This is a genomic window from Paenibacillus sp. FSL H8-0034 (genome assembly GCF_038000305.1).
Taxonomy (GTDB): domain Bacteria; phylum Bacillota; class Bacilli; order Paenibacillales; family NBRC-103111; genus Paenibacillus_S.
This window is the reverse complement of sequence record NZ_JBBOBS010000001.1, coordinates 7,511,770-7,529,695: the sequence shown is the minus strand read 5'-3', so window position 1 is coordinate 7,529,695 and position 17,926 is coordinate 7,511,770. Positions and strand designations below refer to the sequence as shown.

16 protein-coding genes are annotated in these 17,926 nt (G+C 49.1%); 14 read left to right on the top strand and 2 right to left on the bottom strand.

The features are described from left to right. The first annotated feature begins 20 nt into the window (after positions 1-20). The 6 genes from NST47_RS33695 to NST47_RS33670 all read left to right on the top strand — a co-directional run bounded on the left by NST47_RS33695 (position 21) and on the right by NST47_RS33670 (position 6,945). Complete coding sequence (locus tag NST47_RS33695) at positions 21-1,184, top strand: dihydrodipicolinate synthase family protein (RefSeq protein WP_341159019.1); 1,164 nt, start codon at positions 21-23, stop codon at positions 1,182-1,184. 48 nt (positions 1,185-1,232) lie between these two features. Next, positions 1,233-2,054: a sugar phosphate isomerase/epimerase family protein gene (locus NST47_RS33690; RefSeq protein ID WP_341159018.1), complete on the top strand. Its 822-nt coding sequence runs from the start codon at positions 1,233-1,235 to the stop codon at positions 2,052-2,054. Positions 2,055-2,286: 232 nt separating this feature from the next. Beyond that, positions 2,287-3,504 (top strand): Gfo/Idh/MocA family protein, encoded by a 1,218-nt coding sequence (locus NST47_RS33685; RefSeq protein ID WP_341159017.1) that lies wholly within the window; start codon positions 2,287-2,289, stop codon positions 3,502-3,504. 140 nt (positions 3,505-3,644) lie between these two features. Further along, positions 3,645-4,406 (top strand): sugar phosphate isomerase/epimerase family protein, encoded by a 762-nt coding sequence (locus NST47_RS33680; RefSeq protein WP_341159016.1) that lies wholly within the window; start codon positions 3,645-3,647, stop codon positions 4,404-4,406. Between the two features lie 240 nt (positions 4,407-4,646). After that, positions 4,647-6,680, top strand: a complete 2,034-nt coding sequence (locus NST47_RS33675) for a beta-galactosidase (protein ID WP_341159015.1) — start codon at positions 4,647-4,649, stop codon at positions 6,678-6,680. A gap of 154 nt (positions 6,681-6,834) precedes the next feature. Next, the gene (locus tag NST47_RS33670) at positions 6,835-6,945 is read left to right on the top strand and encodes a sporulation protein YjcZ (RefSeq protein ID WP_341159810.1); all 111 of its coding nucleotides are present in this window, start codon (positions 6,835-6,837) and stop codon (positions 6,943-6,945) included. A gap of 120 nt (positions 6,946-7,065) precedes the next feature. On the opposite strand, the gene NST47_RS33665 is transcribed toward NST47_RS33670, so the two are convergent. After that, positions 7,066-7,818, bottom strand: coding sequence for a polysaccharide deacetylase family protein (locus NST47_RS33665; protein ID WP_144026418.1), 753 nt, complete (start codon positions 7,816-7,818; stop codon positions 7,066-7,068). Positions 7,819-8,196: 378 nt separating this feature from the next. Between NST47_RS33665 and NST47_RS33660 the strand changes: the two genes are divergently transcribed. Further along, complete coding sequence (locus tag NST47_RS33660; RefSeq protein WP_341159014.1) at positions 8,197-9,228, top strand: NADH:flavin oxidoreductase/NADH oxidase; 1,032 nt, start codon at positions 8,197-8,199, stop codon at positions 9,226-9,228. Between the two features lie 65 nt (positions 9,229-9,293). On the opposite strand, the gene NST47_RS33655 is transcribed toward NST47_RS33660, so the two are convergent. Then, complete coding sequence (locus NST47_RS33655) at positions 9,294-10,019, bottom strand: sulfite exporter TauE/SafE family protein (protein ID WP_341159013.1); 726 nt, start codon at positions 10,017-10,019, stop codon at positions 9,294-9,296. A 388-nt stretch (positions 10,020-10,407) separates the two neighbouring features. Here NST47_RS33655 and NST47_RS33650 point away from each other — a divergent pair, with 388 nt between their 5' ends. The 7 genes from NST47_RS33650 (at position 10,408) to NST47_RS33620 (ending at position 17,909) form a co-directional block, all read left to right on the top strand. Continuing rightward, positions 10,408-12,186, top strand: coding sequence for a serine/threonine protein kinase (locus NST47_RS33650; protein ID WP_341159012.1), 1,779 nt, complete (start codon positions 10,408-10,410; stop codon positions 12,184-12,186). 24 nt (positions 12,187-12,210) lie between these two features. Beyond that, positions 12,211-12,912, top strand: a complete 702-nt coding sequence (locus NST47_RS33645; protein WP_341159011.1) for an SAF domain-containing protein — start codon at positions 12,211-12,213, stop codon at positions 12,910-12,912. Positions 12,913-12,949: 37 nt separating this feature from the next. Continuing rightward, the gene (locus NST47_RS33640) at positions 12,950-14,245 is read left to right on the top strand and encodes a hypothetical protein (RefSeq protein ID WP_341159010.1); all 1,296 of its coding nucleotides are present in this window, start codon (positions 12,950-12,952) and stop codon (positions 14,243-14,245) included. Between the two features lie 3 nt (positions 14,246-14,248). Next, entirely contained in the window at positions 14,249-15,034 is a 786-nt protein-coding gene (locus NST47_RS33635) for a hypothetical protein (RefSeq protein WP_341159009.1), read from the top strand. A 14-nt stretch (positions 15,035-15,048) separates the two neighbouring features. Continuing rightward, a complete protein-coding gene (locus NST47_RS33630; protein ID WP_341159008.1) occupies positions 15,049-15,948 on the top strand; it encodes an ATPase, T2SS/T4P/T4SS family in 900 nt (299 codons plus the stop codon). Between the two features lie 3 nt (positions 15,949-15,951). Then, the gene (locus NST47_RS33625) at positions 15,952-16,944 is read left to right on the top strand and encodes a hypothetical protein (protein WP_341159007.1); all 993 of its coding nucleotides are present in this window, start codon (positions 15,952-15,954) and stop codon (positions 16,942-16,944) included. A 77-nt stretch (positions 16,945-17,021) separates the two neighbouring features. Then, the gene (locus NST47_RS33620; protein WP_341159006.1) at positions 17,022-17,909 is read left to right on the top strand and encodes a hypothetical protein; all 888 of its coding nucleotides are present in this window, start codon (positions 17,022-17,024) and stop codon (positions 17,907-17,909) included. The last annotated feature ends 17 nt before the right edge of the window (positions 17,910-17,926 follow it).

The window sequence follows — 17,926 nt, the reverse complement described above, 5'->3', positions numbered from 1 at the left end:
GGATAGGAGGAGATTGCAGCATGACTGATAAGCTTACATTGCCCAAAGCCGGGGGTGCCTTGTACGAGTACGTCGCGGGTACCAAGGCTCCGATTCTTGCACCTCAAGGAGCATTTAACGGGCGGATTGCGTTCTCGGCCGCACATGTTGTATGTGATCCGTTCGCAGGGACCGATCCGTTGAACCAGCCCTCGATCGATTGGGAAAGCACATTATCCTATCGGCGCCATTTGTGGTCGATGGGTCTGTCCGTTGCGGAAGCTATGGACACCGCGCAGCGCGGCATGGGTCTCAACTGGATTCAGGCCCAGGAACTGATCAAACGATCGATAGATGAAGCCAAGGCAGTTGGCGGTAAAGTCGCGAGCGGTGCGGGAACCGATCATTTGGCCCCTGGCCCGAACGTAACTTTGGAAGATGTTGAAGCTGCTTATGAAGAGCAGTGCGGTTATGTGGAAGGCTGCGGTGGCCAGATTATTTTGATGGCAAGCCGGGCGCTGGCAGCCTGCGCCAAAACTCCCGATGACTACGAGCGGGTATATGGCCGTATTCTTCGTCAAACGAAGCAGCCTGTCATATTGCATTGGTTGGGTGATATGTTTGACCCTGCGCTTGCCGGTTATTGGGGCAGCTCCGATTTCAACGAAGCGATGGAAACTTGTCTGCGCGTAATTCGTGCCAATGCAGATAAGGTAGATGGAATCAAGATTTCGCTGCTGGATGCGGATAAAGAAATTCAAATGCGCCGTTTGCTGCCTGATGGGGTAGTGATGTACACAGGCGATGACTTCAATTATCCTGAGCTGATTCGCGGCGATGAACAAGGCTACAGTCACGCTTTGCTTGGTATTTTTGATGCAATCGCTCCGGTTGCAGCGTCTGCTTTGCAAGCGCTGGATCGTGGAGATTTGGCACAATATGATGCTTTATTCGAGCCGACAATTGCTTTGTCCCGACACATTTTCCAAAAGCCTACCTACGCTTACAAAACAGGTATCGTATTTATGGCTTACCTGAATGGACATCAGAACCATTTCCGGATGATTGCCGGAGCAGAAGGCTCGCGCTCGATCGTTCATCTGTCCGAGCTGTTCGTATTGGCTGATCAAGCGGGATTGCTGCAGCGTCCTGAGCTTGCGGTGGAGCGGATGAAACGGGTACTGGCGTTAGCGGGAATTGAATAGTAGACAGAGTGATCCGATGATACAGATTCAATGGACGGAGGGGTACATGTGGAACATTTTACAAACATAGACCGTTTGAGCTTAAATCAAATTACGACCAATAGCTGGAGCTTGCGTGAAGCTGCTGAAGGTTGCGTTCGGGCAGAGATCCCCTGGATCGCTTTATGGCGCAATAAGGTAGAGGAAGCAGGCCTTGCTGAAAGTAAACGTATTGTCCGTGATGCAGGCTTGAAAGTATCGAGCTTGTGCCGCGGCGGGATGTTTCCAGCAGCAACAGCAGCCGAACGCGCTGCTCGTATCGACGATAACCGCAGAGCAATAGATGAAGCGGCTGAGCTTGAAGCAGAGGTTCTTGTGTTGGTGTGTGGTCCGGCACCGGACCGCGATATCGATGGAGCTCGCCAAATGGTCGAGGATGCGATCCATGAGCTGGTGCCTTATGCGCAGGAACGTGGGGTTACGCTCGGTATTGAGCCGCTGCACCCGATGTATGCAGCCGAACGCTCCGTGATTTCAACACTTGCCCAGGCAACTACGATTGCCGAGCGTTTCACGCCACAGCAGGTCGGCGTTGTAGTTGATGTGTTTCATGTATGGTGGGACCCTGAGCTGTACAAACAAATTGCCCGCGCAAGCGGCAGAATTCTGGGCTTCCATGTTTCCGATTGGATTGTGCCTACTCCTGACATGCTGCTTGGCCGAGGCATGATGGGGGACGGTGTGATTGAACTGAATCGTATCCGTCAAGCTGTTGAAGCGGCAGGCTACCGTGGCCCTATCGAGGTCGAAATTTTCAATCAGGCAATATGGGATCGTCCTGGCGATGAAGTACTGGCCGAGATGAAGGCACGCTATTTGAAGCATGTGTAACGACATCAATCATTAGCAGCGTATAGATTTATCGCTGTTAACGCTTAGGTTCGTTAAAGTTAAGAGACGTTAACAATAAGATTGGTTGATGCCCAGAGTTATTAAAACGTAGTATTGCAGACGCTGTGATCCTTATTGAATACGAATTTAAGCAAGGTTTACGGGCTGGTCAGCGGGTTACATCGTTGATCGGCCCAATGTCTTATACATGTGTGAAAGAAGGGAATTAACCATGAGAGCAATTCGTACTGCCTTGATAGGGGTAGGGGGATTTGGTAAAGTGCATATCCGTCATTTGGTTGAGCTGTCAGGACAAGGGATGCTGGAGGTCACAGCATTTAGTGATATCAATCCCGATGTGAATCCAGAGGGCTGGCAGCAGCTTCTGTCGCTTGGCGGCACTTCTTATTCCGATTACAAAACGATGCTGGACCGTCATCCCGAGCTGGATTTGGTTGTAATCGCCTCGCCAATTCCGATGCATAAAGAGATGGCGATGTATGCTTTTTCACGTGGAATCCATGTTATGCTCGAGAAACCACCAGCGGTCACGATACAGGATCTTGATGAAATGCTGCGTGCTCAAGCGGGTACTTCATCGTTATGTCAGGTTAATTTTCAAAATACATCAGGAGCGGCCTTCCGTGAATTGCTGCGAATCATTCAGGAGGGGCAGATCGGCGATGTGCAGCATGTCACGGGAGTCGGTCTTTGGAAGCGGACACAGGCCTATTATGACCGTACACCGTGGGCAGGCAAGCTTATTCATAAGGGCAATTACGTGCTCGACGGTACGATCAACAACCCGTTGGCTCATTTGCTGAATAATTGCCTGCTGGTTGCAGGCAGCGGAAATGCTGAAAAAAGCACTCCGCTGGATATTCAAGCCGAGCTGTATCATGCCAATGCCATTGAAGGTGAGGATACCTCTTGTCTTCGGATTCGTACGCAAAGTGGAGCTATCGTTCATTTCTATGCCAGCTTGTGCTTTGATGCCGAAAATATTCCTTCTATCACGGTTAAAGGCACGCAGGGTGAAATCGTATGGACGTATAGCAATACGCTTGATATTCGAACCACAAGTTCGCAACCATCCAGTCGCAGCTTTGCCAATGAGGATTATGTCCATAATATGTACCTGAATACGTTGGCGGCTATCCAGGATGAATCGGTTGTTCTTCTGAGCTCGCTTCAGCAGTGTCGCAATTTTGTGCTTGCTGTTAATGGTGCTTTTGAATCGAGCGGGGAAACGCATCCAATTTCAGATGCTTTTCTCGTGCGGAGAAATGAAGGAAATACGGTGTTTACAGGAATTACAGGTATCGGTGCTGATGTGGGTCGAGCCGCGGCAGAAGGTCTGCTGTTCTCTGAGCTTAATCTTCCATGGGCGGTTGCAGGGCAGCTGTTTTCTTTAGACGACTATCACAAATTTGATTTATTTTCATCCTGAGGCTTCTGTGCAGGGATGAGCATTTCCTTCCTTCAGGAATAAGCGTATCTTTTGTCCGGATAGAATACAAGGTAGCCGTTTATTCCTACTTCGTGTAAAATGGAAGGGGATTCACAGTTGAGATGAGGGAGCGATAACCATTGAAAATTGCAGCACAGCTTTATACGGTTAGGGATTTTTTGAAAACACCGGAGGATATTGCAGCTAGTTTGAAAAAAGTCAAACAGATCGGTTATGATTCGGTTCAGGTTTCCGGTGTAGGCCCCATTGACAGCAAGGAACTGAAGGCGCTTGCAGATCAGGAGCAGCTTACGATTTGCGCGACCCATATTCCTTATTCGGATTTTGACAATATCGATGAAGTTATTAAAAAGCACCAAATCTGGGATTGCAAATATGTAGGATTGGGCGGATTGCCGCCGGAATACCGGACAAGCAAGGAAGGCTACTCGAAGTTTGCGAAGGAGTTCTCTGAAGTTGGCCGCAAGCTGCACGATGCCGGATTGAAATTTATTTATCATAACCACGAGTTTGAGTTTGTTAAATTCGATGGACGCACCGGAATGGACATTTTGTTCGAAGAGTCCGATCCGGAAGTATTTGATTTCGAGCTAGACCTCCATTGGGTACAGGCTGGTGGCGCTGATCCGGTTGAATGGATCCGTAAAGTCGATGGACGTATGAAAGTCGTGCATCTGAAGGACTGGGCAGTTACAGCTGACAGGGAACGCCGCTTTGCAGAAGTGGGAGAGGGCAATATGAATTACCCTGCCATTCTAAAAGCTTGTGATGCTGCGGGCGTGGAATGGGGAGCGGTGGAACAGGATCAATGTTATGGCAATGATCCATTTGACAGTCTTGCAATCAGCCTGCGCAACCTGCATAAGCTGGGATATAAATAAGCTATAAGCGGGTTCTTGCAAAGGAAAACGACGAGGGCAGCAGTATGCAGTAGGACACAGCGCTCGAACTGGCAATTAGGAATAATCCATTCTATACAGCATCATATACCAAGAAACCGGACGCCTGAGGGCCTCCGGTTTCTGCAAATTTGGGTAGACCTTCATCATAACAGAATGAATGAGGCTGAGCCAAACAGCTTAACGATGGTTAGGTAAGTAGAAGAAGGCGGAGGTCGTTCCATGATTAGCAATAAATTAAACAAAATCGCTTATGGTGGCGATTATAGTCCCGAACAATGGCCCCAGGAGATCATGACCGAAGATATGAGAATGTTTAAGCTGGCAGGTATTGATATCGCGACAGTAGCTGTGTTTTCATGGTCCTTGATGCAGCCGGATGAAGAGACCTACCATTTTGAATGGCTTGACGAGATCATGGACAAGCTGCATGAAAATGGTGTGTATGCTTGCTTGGCAACAAGTACGGGTGCACATCCGGCCTGGATGGCTCATCGGCATCCTGATGTGCTGCGGGTCGATTTTGAAGGGCGCAAGCATACATTTGGTCAACGTCATAATTCGTGTCCGAACAGTCCGACCTACAGATTTTATGCGGCACGGCTGGCACGCAAGCTGGCTGAACGGTATAAGGATCATCCGGCGCTTGCCGTATGGCATGTAAATAATGAATACGGCGGCATTTGTTATTGCGACAACTGCGCCAAAGCTTTTCGAGTATGGCTGCAGCAGCGCTACGGCAGTCTGGATCAGTTGAACAAGGCGTGGAATACCCGCTTTTGGGGGCATACCTTTTATGATTGGGACGAAATCGTGCCCCCTAATTTATTAAGTGAGCATTCTGCAGAAACTCGCACCACCTTCCAAGGAATTTCGCTCGATTACCAGCGTTTTAACTCGGATGGGCTGCTGGATTGCTATCTGTTGGAATACAACGAATTGAAGGCGGTTACGCCGGATGTTCCGGTTACGACGAATATGATGTGGATGTTCAAGCAGCTGGATTATGCCAAATGGGCGAAGCATGTTGATGTGGTTTCCTGGGACAGCTATCCATCCAACACGACGCCGCTCAGTCATGTGGCAATGTGGCATGATGTGATGCGCGGCTTGAAGGATGGTCAGCCATTCATGCTGATGGAGCAGACGCCAAGCCAGCAAAACTGGCAGTCTTACAATGGCTTGAAGCGTCCAGGCGTGATGCGATTGTGGAGCTACCAGGCGGTAGCCCATGGTGCTGATACGGTGATGTTCTTCCAGCTGCGTCGTTCGGCTGGTGCATGTGAGAAATACCATGGAGCGGTTATTGAGCATGTCGGTCATGAGCATACCCGTGTTTTCAGAGAATGTGCAACGCTTGGCGGCGAGCTTCAGGTTCTGGGAGATAAGCTGCTTGGTTCCCGGATTGAAGCCAGAGTAGCGATCATCATCGATTGGGAAAATTGGTGGGCTATGGAGTTCTCCTCAGGACCCACGATTGATTTATCCTACATGACGGAGCTTGCCAAGTATTATGTTGCTTTCTATGATCAGAACATTGCGGTCGACATGATATCAGTGGAAGCGGATTTCTCCCGCTACGATGTCGTCATTGCACCTGTACTCTATATGGTGAAACCGGGAGTCGCCGACAAACTGGAACGCTATGTGGAAGCAGGCGGGCGTTTTGTAACGACATTTTTCAGTGGGATCGTGAATGAATCCGATCTGGTTACACTTGGCGGGTATCCAGGCGAGCTTCGCAAGCTGCTCGGTATTTGGGTTGAAGAAATCGATGCATTATTCCCGCATATGTCCAACCGCATCGTGATGACCGAAGGTCGGGAAGGCTTTAAAAAGGAATATTCCAGCACATTGTTATGCGATATTCTGCATACCGAAGGGGCAGAGGTTTGGGCTGAATATGGCGAGGAGTTTTATAAGGGTACGCCTGTGCTGACGCGCAACAGCTTCGGACAAGGTGAGGCGTGGTACGTAGCATCCAGTCCGGATAAATCATTTCTTGCCGATTTTGCTGCGCTGCTGGTGAAGCAAGCGGGGATTGAATCCGTGTTGGCTGCTCCTGAAGGAATTGAAGCGACACGACGTGTTAAAGACGGACAGGCCTATACGATGATATTGAATCATAATGACAGCGAGACCGAGGTGAATTTGGGATCAAACCAGTGCACCGAGCTGTTAGGCGGTCAAGCAGTCAGTGGAGCTGTGACGATTCCTGCCAAGGGTGTCTGGATCCTGGAAGAGTCACTGCAATAAATTACGAAATGGGCGGTTAATCTGTGCATCTGTCTATACCGTTTCCGCTAATTGCCATACACTGTGGCATAGGTTGATGTACATTAGGATTCGATGTCGTTGACTTAATCATGACATAGGAGTGATTCTATTGGCACATGTTGGCGGTGTAGGTGTGGGAAGTTGTGCAAGTGCATATGGCGGGTTTGGTACATCAACAGGAGAAATTTTGGTTCTGTTCATTTTATTGGTTATCATTACAGGCGCAGGATTTTGGGGCGTATAAGCGATAATAGCAATATTAATGTCATTTTCATGAAAGCTCAAAAAGTAAAGAAGCACCGCGGCAGCAGGTTATTGGATGCTGACAGGTGCTTTTTCATTGTTCAATCTTAAGGTTTAAAGCTCAATCAATTCCTTTGACGGGACTGGTTTTGCGATATTCGAGCAGCTCGGAAATCGTGACAAAGCGATAGCCGCGGCTTTTAAGCACGGGCAAAATTCGCCTGAGTGCCTCAATGGTTTGTGTCTTGCCCTCTACATAATCATGAAATAATACAATATCTCCGTTGCGCGAGTTGTTAAGGACCTTGTTGGTGATATGATTAACACCCGGTGTATTCCAGTCCATCGTGTTGATATGCCAGGACCACATTACGACCGTATAGCCTTCCTGTTTGGCTATTTGAATCAACGGATCGTTATAGTAGCCTCCTGGCGGGCGAAATAAGTGCGGCTTTTGCCCAGAGACCCGATGTATAGCTTCTTCCGCTCGCATCAATTGATCACGCATATTGCTTTCTTTGACTCCGCGGGTGAAATACATATGGGTATAGGTGTGATTCGCCAATTCATGGCCTTCAGCGACTTCCCGCTTAATAAGGTCCTGGTAACGTTCAGCTTTTTCACCGATCACAAAAAAAGTAGCTTTAGCTCCATATTGCTGCAAGAGGTCCAGGATCTGTGGTGTATCCTCAGGGTCGGGGCCATCATCAAAGGTCAGCGCGATAATCTTTTCCTCAGTGGGCACCTCCCATACAATCTCACCTCTTTTTTCATAATAAGGACGCCCTTTACTGGGAGCGTTGGATAGCTCATTAATAGATCCGGTCAGCAGCATCGATAGCGACAGCACAATGGGGATGGAGACAGTCCACATGGTAATCAAAGCCTCCTTCATGTAATAGGACGAAGATAGTTTTCCCATTTCACCGAGTATTAGCCACCGAAGTCAAAAAAGTAATTTGCATTAAAAAAACCTTGCTGCTCCTTGTTAAAGAAGGTAGGAGGAGCAGGTTGATGATAATTTGCTATTGGATGCCAATCATTGGCTTTATTGATACGTTAACGTGTGTACATGCTATATGAAGACGGGACAGTTGAAAGGGGTTCAAGCAATAAACTATACTTTTGATACTATCTTACATAAAAGTGGGTACTTGTATTTGATACTAAAAGCATCAATAATAAAGTAGGTAGAGTTCATTAGTGCCTGTAAAAGATAACACCAAAATAGAACCAGCGGAGAGGGATTACGATGAGAGATCAACTGTTTACGCCCTTTGAGATCAAAGGCTTGCAATTAAAGAACCGTGTGGTGATGGCGCCCATGTGTCAATATTCCGTTGATGCCAAGGACGGCAAACCGAATGAGTGGCATTATGTTCACTATTTGAGCCGCGCTATCGGAGGTACGGCTCTCATTATTATGGAAATGACGGATGTACATCCTGATGGTCGCATAAGTTATAAGGATTTGGGCTTGTGGTCCGATGACCAAATTCCGGCTTACTCGCGAATTATTGATGAAGTGCATGCTCATGACGCCAAAATTGGTATCCAGATTGCACATGCCGGTCGTAAAGCCGAAGATGCTGAAGTACCGGTATCCTCATCTGCGATCAAATACCCAGGATCCAACTATAAAGTACCACGAGCCCTCACGACGGATGAAGTTAAAGAGATGGTACAGCTTTTTGCGGACGCAGCTCGACGGGCTGTAGAGGCTGGTGTGGACATGATTGAATTACACGGAGCACACGGTTATTTGATCCACCAGTTCCATTCTCCACTTACAAACCAACGCGACGATATTTACGGACAGGATTTGGCTCGGTTCGGCGTGGAAATTATTCAAGCTGTTAAAAAAGTAATACCCGCGGAGATGCCTCTGTTTTTCCGGATTTCTGCTGTTGAATATGTGGATGGCGGTTATGATATCGATCACACCCTACAGCTGGCTAAAGCTTACAAAGAAGCCGGTGTAGACGTGTTTCATGTGAGCTCGGGCGGGGAAGGGCCAGCAGGTAAAAGAAAACCAGGAAACTACCCCGGATACCAGATACCATATGCACGTACTATTCGCGAAGCTCTGGATGTTCCTGTTGTTGCAGTAGGTATGCTGGAGTCCCCGTCGCTTGCTCAATCGGTCATTGGCAATGGAGATGCTGATCTGGTTGGAATAGCGCGGGGGCTGCTGCGGGATCCGTATTGGGCCACTCATGCAGCTTTGGAACTGAAAAGTGAGCATTCTCATGTGCCGCAGCCGTACAAACGGGCTTATCTTTAAAAGCGATGAATAGACCAAAGCACGAGCCCAATCTCTGGGCCCGTGCTTTTTTTGGATGAAGTGGTTTAATGGATTGCCGCCCACAGAAGGGAAAGCCCGGAACCTAATAATAAAATGTCTAACACATATTGGAAGGAGATGACACTCATCCGCTGAACAATAGCTTTTGAAGCGAATGTGCCGAGCATCAGAGAAGCACCGACGATAATTCCATGTACCATCATTTCTGTCGGGAGTGCGCCAAGCTCCTGAAAGGTCACAACCTTGCTGACATACAGTGCAAGTGAGCTAGCCGCTTCGGTCGAGAGGAATGCACCTTTCATTAGTCCATAAGAGGTGAATGCTGGTACACTGAGAGGCCCGGTAGACAGGACCATTCCGGTCAAAAAGCCAATCAAAGCTCCAGCGACGGCAAGCTGCCATAAGGAAATGTGGAAGTCCTTTGCCTTTAGCCAATACCTGACAGGGATCATAAGTAAAAAAAACAGACCGAGTCCAATATCTATAACAGGTGTCGGTAATTGCCACAGTGTTCGCGCACCCACTGCGGCGGCTGGCACACCTGTAATCGAGTAGGCAGCAAAAGCCCGCCAATTGATCTCTCGCCACCAGACAACGACTCGGGTCAGGTTCGCCATAACAGCAGCCACTGCCATAATGGGTACTGCTTGCTTAGGGCCAAATGCAAATACAAGAACAGGTAATAACATAATGGATGAGCCTGTTCCTATGACGCCACTGACAGCCCCGGCTACTAATCCTACCAACAACACAAATAAATAATCCCCCAAAATAACACTCCTAATGAACAATCTTAGAGCTTACATAACACAAATTGATTGTATCAAGAGCTGCTGGACAGGACAAGACATTCGTTGGGATTTGATTAAGGGTAAAATTAGCGAACCGTTGGTTATTATACTGCGAATAATGTAATTACATTGGCACAAATGGTGACTTGTGGGGAAAACTATCGAATCTAGTTGCATTAAATTGAAATATGTGGTAATTTATAGTCAATATTAGAAGTGATGAGCGGAAGAACCGCCTCTCCCATGCTGAAAAGCTTGGAAGGGGCGGTTTTTTTGCATCTAAATAATGATTAATCCTGATGTTTTCGAATTGTTGTAGCAGTTTATTGTGTAAGGGGATCGCATAGCTCAAATGGGGGTGGTTGAGGTGCAGATACAGCCGCAGGGCAAACAAATCGGTGATGTAGTCGAAGGGCGATACCGCATCGTATCCGTGCTGGGAAGCGGGGGAATGTCTACTGTATATTTGGCAGACGATTTGCGACTAGCTGGCAAGCACTGGGCAGTTAAGGAATCTAGGCAGAGCAATGGAACTGAATATGAATTTCTGGCAGAAGCAGAAATGCTTGTTAAACTGAACCATCCGAATCTTCCAGATATTGTCGATTATTTTCCAGCTGACTCTAATGGCTGCAGCTATCTGGTGATGGATTACATTGAGGGAGAAACGCTGCTGCAACGATTTGAACGGTCCGGCAAGCGATTGCCAGTCAATCATGTGATTGATTATGCACTGCAGCTGTGTGATGTGTTCGCGTATTTGCACAGCCACCAGCCTGAGCCGATTATTTACAGAGATGTGAAGCCTGCGAATCTGATGATCGATGCGCAGGAGCGGATACGGCTCATTGATTTCGGTATAGCTCGCAGCTATAAGGCCGGACAAGCTGCCGATACGGTGCGAATTGGTACGATTGGTTTTGCTGCACCTGAGCAATTCGAAGGGCGGCAGACCGATGCGCGCACCGATTTGTTCGGATTGGGTGCGCTGCTGTATTACTTGCTGAGCGGAGGTCACTATTATTATGCCGTTCGCAGACCGCTGAGCGACCACAGCACCGCGATCTCTGCGAGCTTGTCGGCGCTGGTGGAGAAGCTGCTGCAAGCGGAGCCGCGAGCCCGTTGCCAGAGCGCCGCGGAGGTGCGCAACGAGCTGCTGCGAATCCAGCCGCTGCAAATAGCAGCAGGCAACAATGGAGAAGTCGTGTATGGCGAAATAGACGGGGATGTCGTGCGTGGACGAAATCGAGACGGAGGCCGAGCGGAACAAGACGGCACAGCCTTAAGGGATAGTGGTGGAAAGGGGATATCAAAGTCGCCGCCGCGTGTCTTGGTTGTATCCGGGCTGTATGCGGGTGCTGGCGCAACATTCACAACACTATCGTTGGCTCGCGCACTTCACGGGCTTGGTATCCGGCACGCGGTTATGGAGGCGCAGTCAAATCAGCCGGAGCTGTACGCACTATTGTACGGTGAAAAGCATGCTCCCCCCGATTATCGCTGCTATAACGAAACAGGAGTCGATTTACGGCAGCTGCAGACAGCTTGGGAGGATGGCAACACGCTGTGGCTGCCAGCGGCACCGCAATCGGGAGCTGAATGGCCCAAAGCTTCCATAATTAGCGATTCGATAGAGCCCAACCTTGCAGACGGTAACCGGACTGAACTGGCCTTCAGCCGACTGCAGCAGTTAATTCTCCAGGAGATAGAGCGTCCTATTGTATTAGTCGATATCGGTTCCAATTGGGAGGATGAAACGGCAAACGAGCTGATTAAGCTTGCCTCCGAGTTTGTCTATGTCATGGACCCGATGCTGCATAAGCTGGAATCAGCTGCCGCAAGACGTAATATGAAGCGGCTTAAAGAACTGCGGCTGCTGGGCAAGCCAGTCTGGGGCATCGCCAATAAGGCAGTGAATTCCAGTCATACCGGACAATGGCTGAGTGTGTTTCCCGAACCGCCGGTTTGTATGCTTCCGGCGATTGATTTTACCAGGATGGCTGAGGCGAGCTGGCTGGGTATACTGGTGCAGGACCGTCCTGGAGTCCGAGCTCAGTTGGAGCGTGCAATGCAAGACTGGCTTCGCAGCTGGCTGCCTCATACAGGTCCCAAGGGTCTGCTGCACAAGCTGTGGAGGAACGGATAGAAAGGAAATGGAGGACCCGGCAGGATGAATGTTTGGTATAAAAGTATGTATTATGTGCTGGTCATCGGTTTGTGCCTGTCTGGACCTGCATTGCTTATAGGTTGGAAGTGGTTTGTGGAGCCCAACTGGGGAACAGTTGAAGTGGTCCAGGCTGCCCGATCTGTCGAACGCGGCTTACGGTTAACCGAAGCAGACCTCAAAACGGTCAAGATAAAAAAAGAGCAGCTTGTTGACGGGGCATTGGTACGTATGCCATCAGCACTTCGTCAGGAAACGACACGAGCCGTTCGACTGAACGAGCAAATCACAGCTGATATGCTGAACACCGCCCACTTGCTGCCTGGTGCTGATGAGTGGAACATGCCGCTTCCGGTGGAATGGATGTTTGGAAAACCGCCCGGCAGCTTGCTGCGTGGTGATCGGGTCTCCTTGCTGCTGATCCAAAAGGAAGAAAGCAAAAAAGTTGACGACAAGACAGCCGACCAGGAGCTGTCACGTGAAAAACTGGACCAGCTGAATGTTTCTTATGAGGAAGAGAAAAAACTTCAGGAAATTGTTGTCAGCTATGCCAAGGGTACCAACAATCAGGAAATCGGAGCTTCCGATGATCGCAAGAAGCCAACAGGTATGGTCAGTACAGTAGAGCTGATTGTCACTAATGATCAAAAAGAGCTGATCCGTAAATACGGTACGAAGGGTTACCGATTCCTGGTCGTTTATCACTAGTATGTAGTATATAAGCTTAAAGGAGGTCTATTAAACATTGAATGCTTATGTGGTGTCAGGCGACCGAAGACTGCTGGAGGCGTTACGAATTTCCGGTGATTATGAGTCGGTATCCAGCGTATCCAAGGATATGGCAGCCGTTCTTCTGATGGGAGAAAGAACGGAAAGCAAGCGGGACTCTCTACTGAAAACAGCTCGAACCCTCGTATCGAATCCTTCTGTACCAGCTCCGGAGACCTCGTTATCGCCTGGAGACGTATGGATTGTAAGCGACGTGCTGCTCGATATGCACGAATTGTTCACGCTGCGCAGTTTGTATCCGGCTAATCGGATTATTTATTTACTAAGCAACGGTACGGATCCGTTGACTTTAAAAACAACGCAAAGCCTGTGTGCAGCGCAAGGTATTAACTATGTGCTTCCGTATCATACTCCTGAGCAGGTAGCGGATGAGGCGGGAAAGATATGCCTGATTAAGGCAAGGACTGTCAGTAAGGTCATTACCGCAATCGGTGCGCTTCCGCAGCTGGGCGTCACCTCCAGTTTATTGTCAATCGGAGTTACACTGGCGGCACTATCGGGAGTAAAAGTAGGGATTTTTGGACTAAACGGCTGGAACCCCGGGGATAGTGGATTGATTTATTCGGCCAAATATATGGATGAGCTGTGGGGAAGCTTGCAGGGCAAGCAGCTTCAGGCTGCAGAGCTTCAGAGCAAAATGCAGCTGCTGGCACCGAACGTTTATTATTTGGCAGGCAGCCGGGATTTGAAAAAACTGTATTATTACCAGACGGATGGCGTGTCATGGCTAATCGAGAAGGCGCGGGAATGCTTTGATCTGGTGCTTCTGGATGCAGGCAGCTATCCTGACCATGCATTGGCAGCACAAAGCATACATGCCTCTGATCTGCTGCTCGTTTATATGAGTCAGAGTCAGCAAGCCAAGGCGCAGTGGCGGCGAATGTGCGAGCATATTTTGCACCCGGTTTTCCAATGGGAGCAGCGCCAATCGATGCTGCTGTTTAATAAAATGATTCGCTCACCCGATATCGAAAATGAAAAACAACTCTCACGCCAGCTGGAGATGCCATATGTAGGCAGTTTGCCGTATGATCCGTCATTTTATCGCAAAGAAGCAGAGGTTGGCTGGTGTCATCCGCACAATCACGATTACAACAAAGAGCTGGGCAAAATAGCGAAGGCGATGCTGCATTATTATGATTTGCCGCTTGTACACACGTCTGCTGTAGAAACGACTAAGCACACGGATTCTGCGGCAGGCTCCTCGAAGGGCTCGTGGTTCCGTTGGATGAAGCCTGTAAAGGAGGCTTAAACATTGGCAAGTCAGTGGCGGTTTCATATTGGACAGTTTCATACGGAGCCTGAAATATGGGAACCGACGTTTTCGTCCTCAGTTGAACAGACCTATACGCCTCCCCAATTGACGAGTAATGGCGGAAAGGTGCTTTTCGAGCAAGCCTGCCACACCTATAAAGAAATGGTCGGTGAACGATTCGCAGGTGCTATGCATCAAGGACTGGCCAGCCGGAGTCTGGCAGGAGCACCGGACAGCGATGATGCCGAAGCCTTCGTCGAGCTGGAAAACAAAGCGATTATCGGTGTGCCCGAGACAGTGACTGCCATTATGGAGCAAATACAATCACACGTGGACCGCCAGGGTCTGCATCAACTGGAGCTGCCGGATTATTACATGAATCTCAGACGGTTTTCCAAGGAAGAGCAGCGCTGCTATGGCGATGTGACACATGCGATGTTTCATGAAATATACGGCTTTAAGGCACTGGCCTGCTGGCAAACGTATCCGGACAGCTACGCCGCGCAAATTATTGGAACCTCTATCTGGATCCATCATCACGGTCGCCATGAACGGATGCCATTTCAATTTGCCTCCACACAGGAGGTGGATAAAATCATTCGCGCACTCACTCGTCAAAAGGAAGATGCGATCGTCAATCTATACAATACAACCTTGGAGGTGGATTTATATACGGGGGAGCGGGTTACGCTCACGGTGAAGCCCGATGTACGGCATGATGTGATTACGTTTCGACGGTTTTTGATCGGTCGGGTAACCGTGGAGGACTTGGCAGATACCAAATGATCGGTCGGGTAACCGTGGAGGACTTGGCAGATACCAAACGCCGCACCATTCCACCGGAAGCTGTTGAGCTGCTGCAGGGCATATCGAAAACCCATTGCAACACAATTATAATTGGTCCTCCAGGGACAGGAAAGTCCACGACACTTAAAGCGCTGATATCGGAACGGGAAAACCATTACACCGGCGCGATTATCGAAAAGCATTACGAGCTGGCTGCCAGCCGCGATTTTCCCGAAAAAAAGCTGATTGAACGGATCACCCATGAAGGTACCTTTCATCATGCCATGGATCAGATCCTGCGCTTCGACGTTGACTATGCGATTATTGGTGAAGTACGCAGAGTCGAGGCGGAGGGCGCGATGCTCGCCTGCGAACGACTGCTTAAGGGCTTTGGCAGCACCTTTCACACATGGAAGCCGGAAACCGTACCCTCACAGTTCGCGAGGCTGCTGTGCAGCTTAAATCCGGGGGTGCGTTTTGAGGAGGAAGAAAAGCGTGTGGCCGAAAATATCGATATTCTGATCGTGCAGACGCAGGACACGACTCGAACGCGTAAACGGCTCAAAAGTGTTATGGAGCTTCGCTACAATCGTTATACAGGAGAAATTAGCACTCATGAACTGATGCATTGGAATGAGCGAACGGATACATGGACGTATCGCAACGATTTGAGTGAGGGTCTGCGTAAGGAAATGCGTGAGGTGCATCCGGAATGGTCCGAACGAACTTTCCAAACGTTAGCAGCATTGGCAGCGGCATCACCTATTGCTGAGAACGAAGGAGTAGTCGTTTATAATCCTGTAGCGGCTAATCCGCTGTACCGAATCAGTGTTTCGATGGAGCAAATGGCTGCTGCGATGTCGAGTAATCCTGTAATATCACCAACAGAGCACTCGACGGATGAGGAGGCTTAGCCCTTGTCTATGTTTCCAATTTTGACGATGGCGCTTCTGTTCATCTCAGCGTGTTTATTTACAATCGGTTTGTATATGACTCTGAGGCAGCCTCTCCGTTATCTTCGTAAGCTGCTGCTGACAGAGCACCGACACCGACTTAGCATGAAGCAGCTGAAGCGTAAACCTCGAGGTCACAAGCAAGCAGGGCGAATTGCGGCGATATACCGAAGAATACATCGTCAGCTGGAGCTGCTGCTGAAGGCTACGATGAAGGAGCGTTATAACGAATATTCGGTTCAGCGATTTTTGCTGTTGGCTGTATCGAGCTCCTTGTCTGCCGGGATGGTTTCCTACGTAATGGCTTTCGATATTCGTTTCAGTCTGTTCATCGCCATTGTCGCGTTTGCAGTACTGATCATTTATCAACGGCTGAAGCTGCGCAGCCAACAAATCCAAAGCGGCTATGATCTTGCAGAAACGATAGGTATTTTGACCAGTAAATACAAGGTTACCCGCGGTAATATGCGTATGGCGCTGCAGCTGGCTTGTCAGGAAATGTCGTCCAGTGCGATCCGCAGTCATTTTATGAATCTGATCAGGGAGGAGCTTAATTATGTGGACTCGCGCGAAATGGAGAAGGCGGTTGAAGAATTTATCTACAGTATTCAAACATCCTTTGCCAAGCAGCTTGGCTTAACAATGCTGAAAGGGCTGCTGCGCAACGAAAATGTGGAGAGCACGCTCATGGCGATTGATAAAAATATTCACAAACAGATCGATATGCTGCGCGATGAGGGGGATTCCAGCTCTGAGGTGCTGCAGCTGAGCTGGCTTCATGTGCTTTTGTTCCCGTTGCTTTTGCTAATGATGGTCATATTTATGGGCTACACGAGCACGGTACATTACCAATTAGGAACGGAGCAAGGGCGCTTTTGGCTGACGGTCACGGTTTGCTTTATTATCGGCTCGCTGCTTCTGGCAACCTGGTTCCGACGTCCGCCCAATGATTATTAGACGGTTGAGCTCAGCTTCGGAATATGAAGCTACTGAATGCAATTAAGCCCACAAGGAGGTCGAAGGTTTTCTTACAGATGCACCATGATCTATATGCTGTCGGCGGCGGACTTCTTGGCATCCTGATTTGCCTGATTTACATGCTTGCTGCTTATCTGATTCATCGCCGTTTACGGACCCCCCTGTCCATTAAATATATGTCCCGGCTGCAATATATACGATTGAAAACCTGGCTGGATCATCCAGAGCTGGATCAACGTTTGGAGCGCACGGGATATCCATTGGGAATGAATGCGCTAAAAATCCAGTCCATCCGTTATGGTGTCGCGCTGCTATGGTTGATCAACAGCTTATATGACATCTCCTTCAATTGGGATGTTCAATCCTTGCCTGCACTGCTGCTTCAGCTGTGGGGACCGGTTGTGATGCTGCTTGCGACTAACACGAGGGCTTCGCTGCTCACCTACTTTTTGGCCAAATGGAAGGAGATTGACGACGGGGAAAAAAACCGCGAGCTGTTCATGATCTACAGCATGATCGCTGACGAGCTTAAAGGGGTTGGTCGCCGCAGGCTGAATCTGCATACGATGCTGACCAAGCTGCGCGATTATACGGTAAGAATCAAACCTGCCTTGAATAAAGGGCTGCGGTTATTTGATGAAGGGGCGTCCGCTGCACTGCATGCGATTGGCGAGGATATCGGAACCAAGGAGGCCAAGGAGCTGTGCAAGCTGCTCGCAGATCTGGAAATGACGCCTCCTGAGGATATTTCTGCCTTGGTGGAGGCGAGGGAAGAGAGTTATACCCAGATGCTGCGCGAGAATCGGCGGCGAAGACGCAAGTTTTTTGGAAGCCTGGCTTATGCGGCGGCGTTTAGCCCGCTGTTGATTTATTTGTGGAATGCGTTGAACATCGCCCAGCAGTATGTAACGGATTTGGCACGCAGCACGAATCATTTTGGTTGAATCATAGAAGGAGTGGA

Coding starts and splice junctions, on each gene's coding strand:
- NST47_RS33645 (WP_341159011.1), top strand. CDS start 12,211: ATGAATGTTTGGTATAAAAGTATGTATTATGTGCTGGTCATCGGTTTG.
- NST47_RS33660 (WP_341159014.1), top strand. CDS start 8,197: ATGAGAGATCAACTGTTTACGCCCTTTGAGATCAAAGGCTTGCAATTA.
- NST47_RS33620 (WP_341159006.1), top strand. CDS start 17,022: ATGCACCATGATCTATATGCTGTCGGCGGCGGACTTCTTGGCATCCTG.
- NST47_RS33675 (WP_341159015.1), top strand. CDS start 4,647: ATGATTAGCAATAAATTAAACAAAATCGCTTATGGTGGCGATTATAGT.
- NST47_RS33685 (WP_341159017.1), top strand. CDS start 2,287: ATGAGAGCAATTCGTACTGCCTTGATAGGGGTAGGGGGATTTGGTAAA.
- NST47_RS33695 (WP_341159019.1), top strand. CDS start 21: ATGACTGATAAGCTTACATTGCCCAAAGCCGGGGGTGCCTTGTACGAG.
- NST47_RS33665 (WP_144026418.1), bottom strand. CDS start 7,818: ATGTGGACTGTCTCCATCCCCATTGTGCTGTCGCTATCGATGCTGCTG.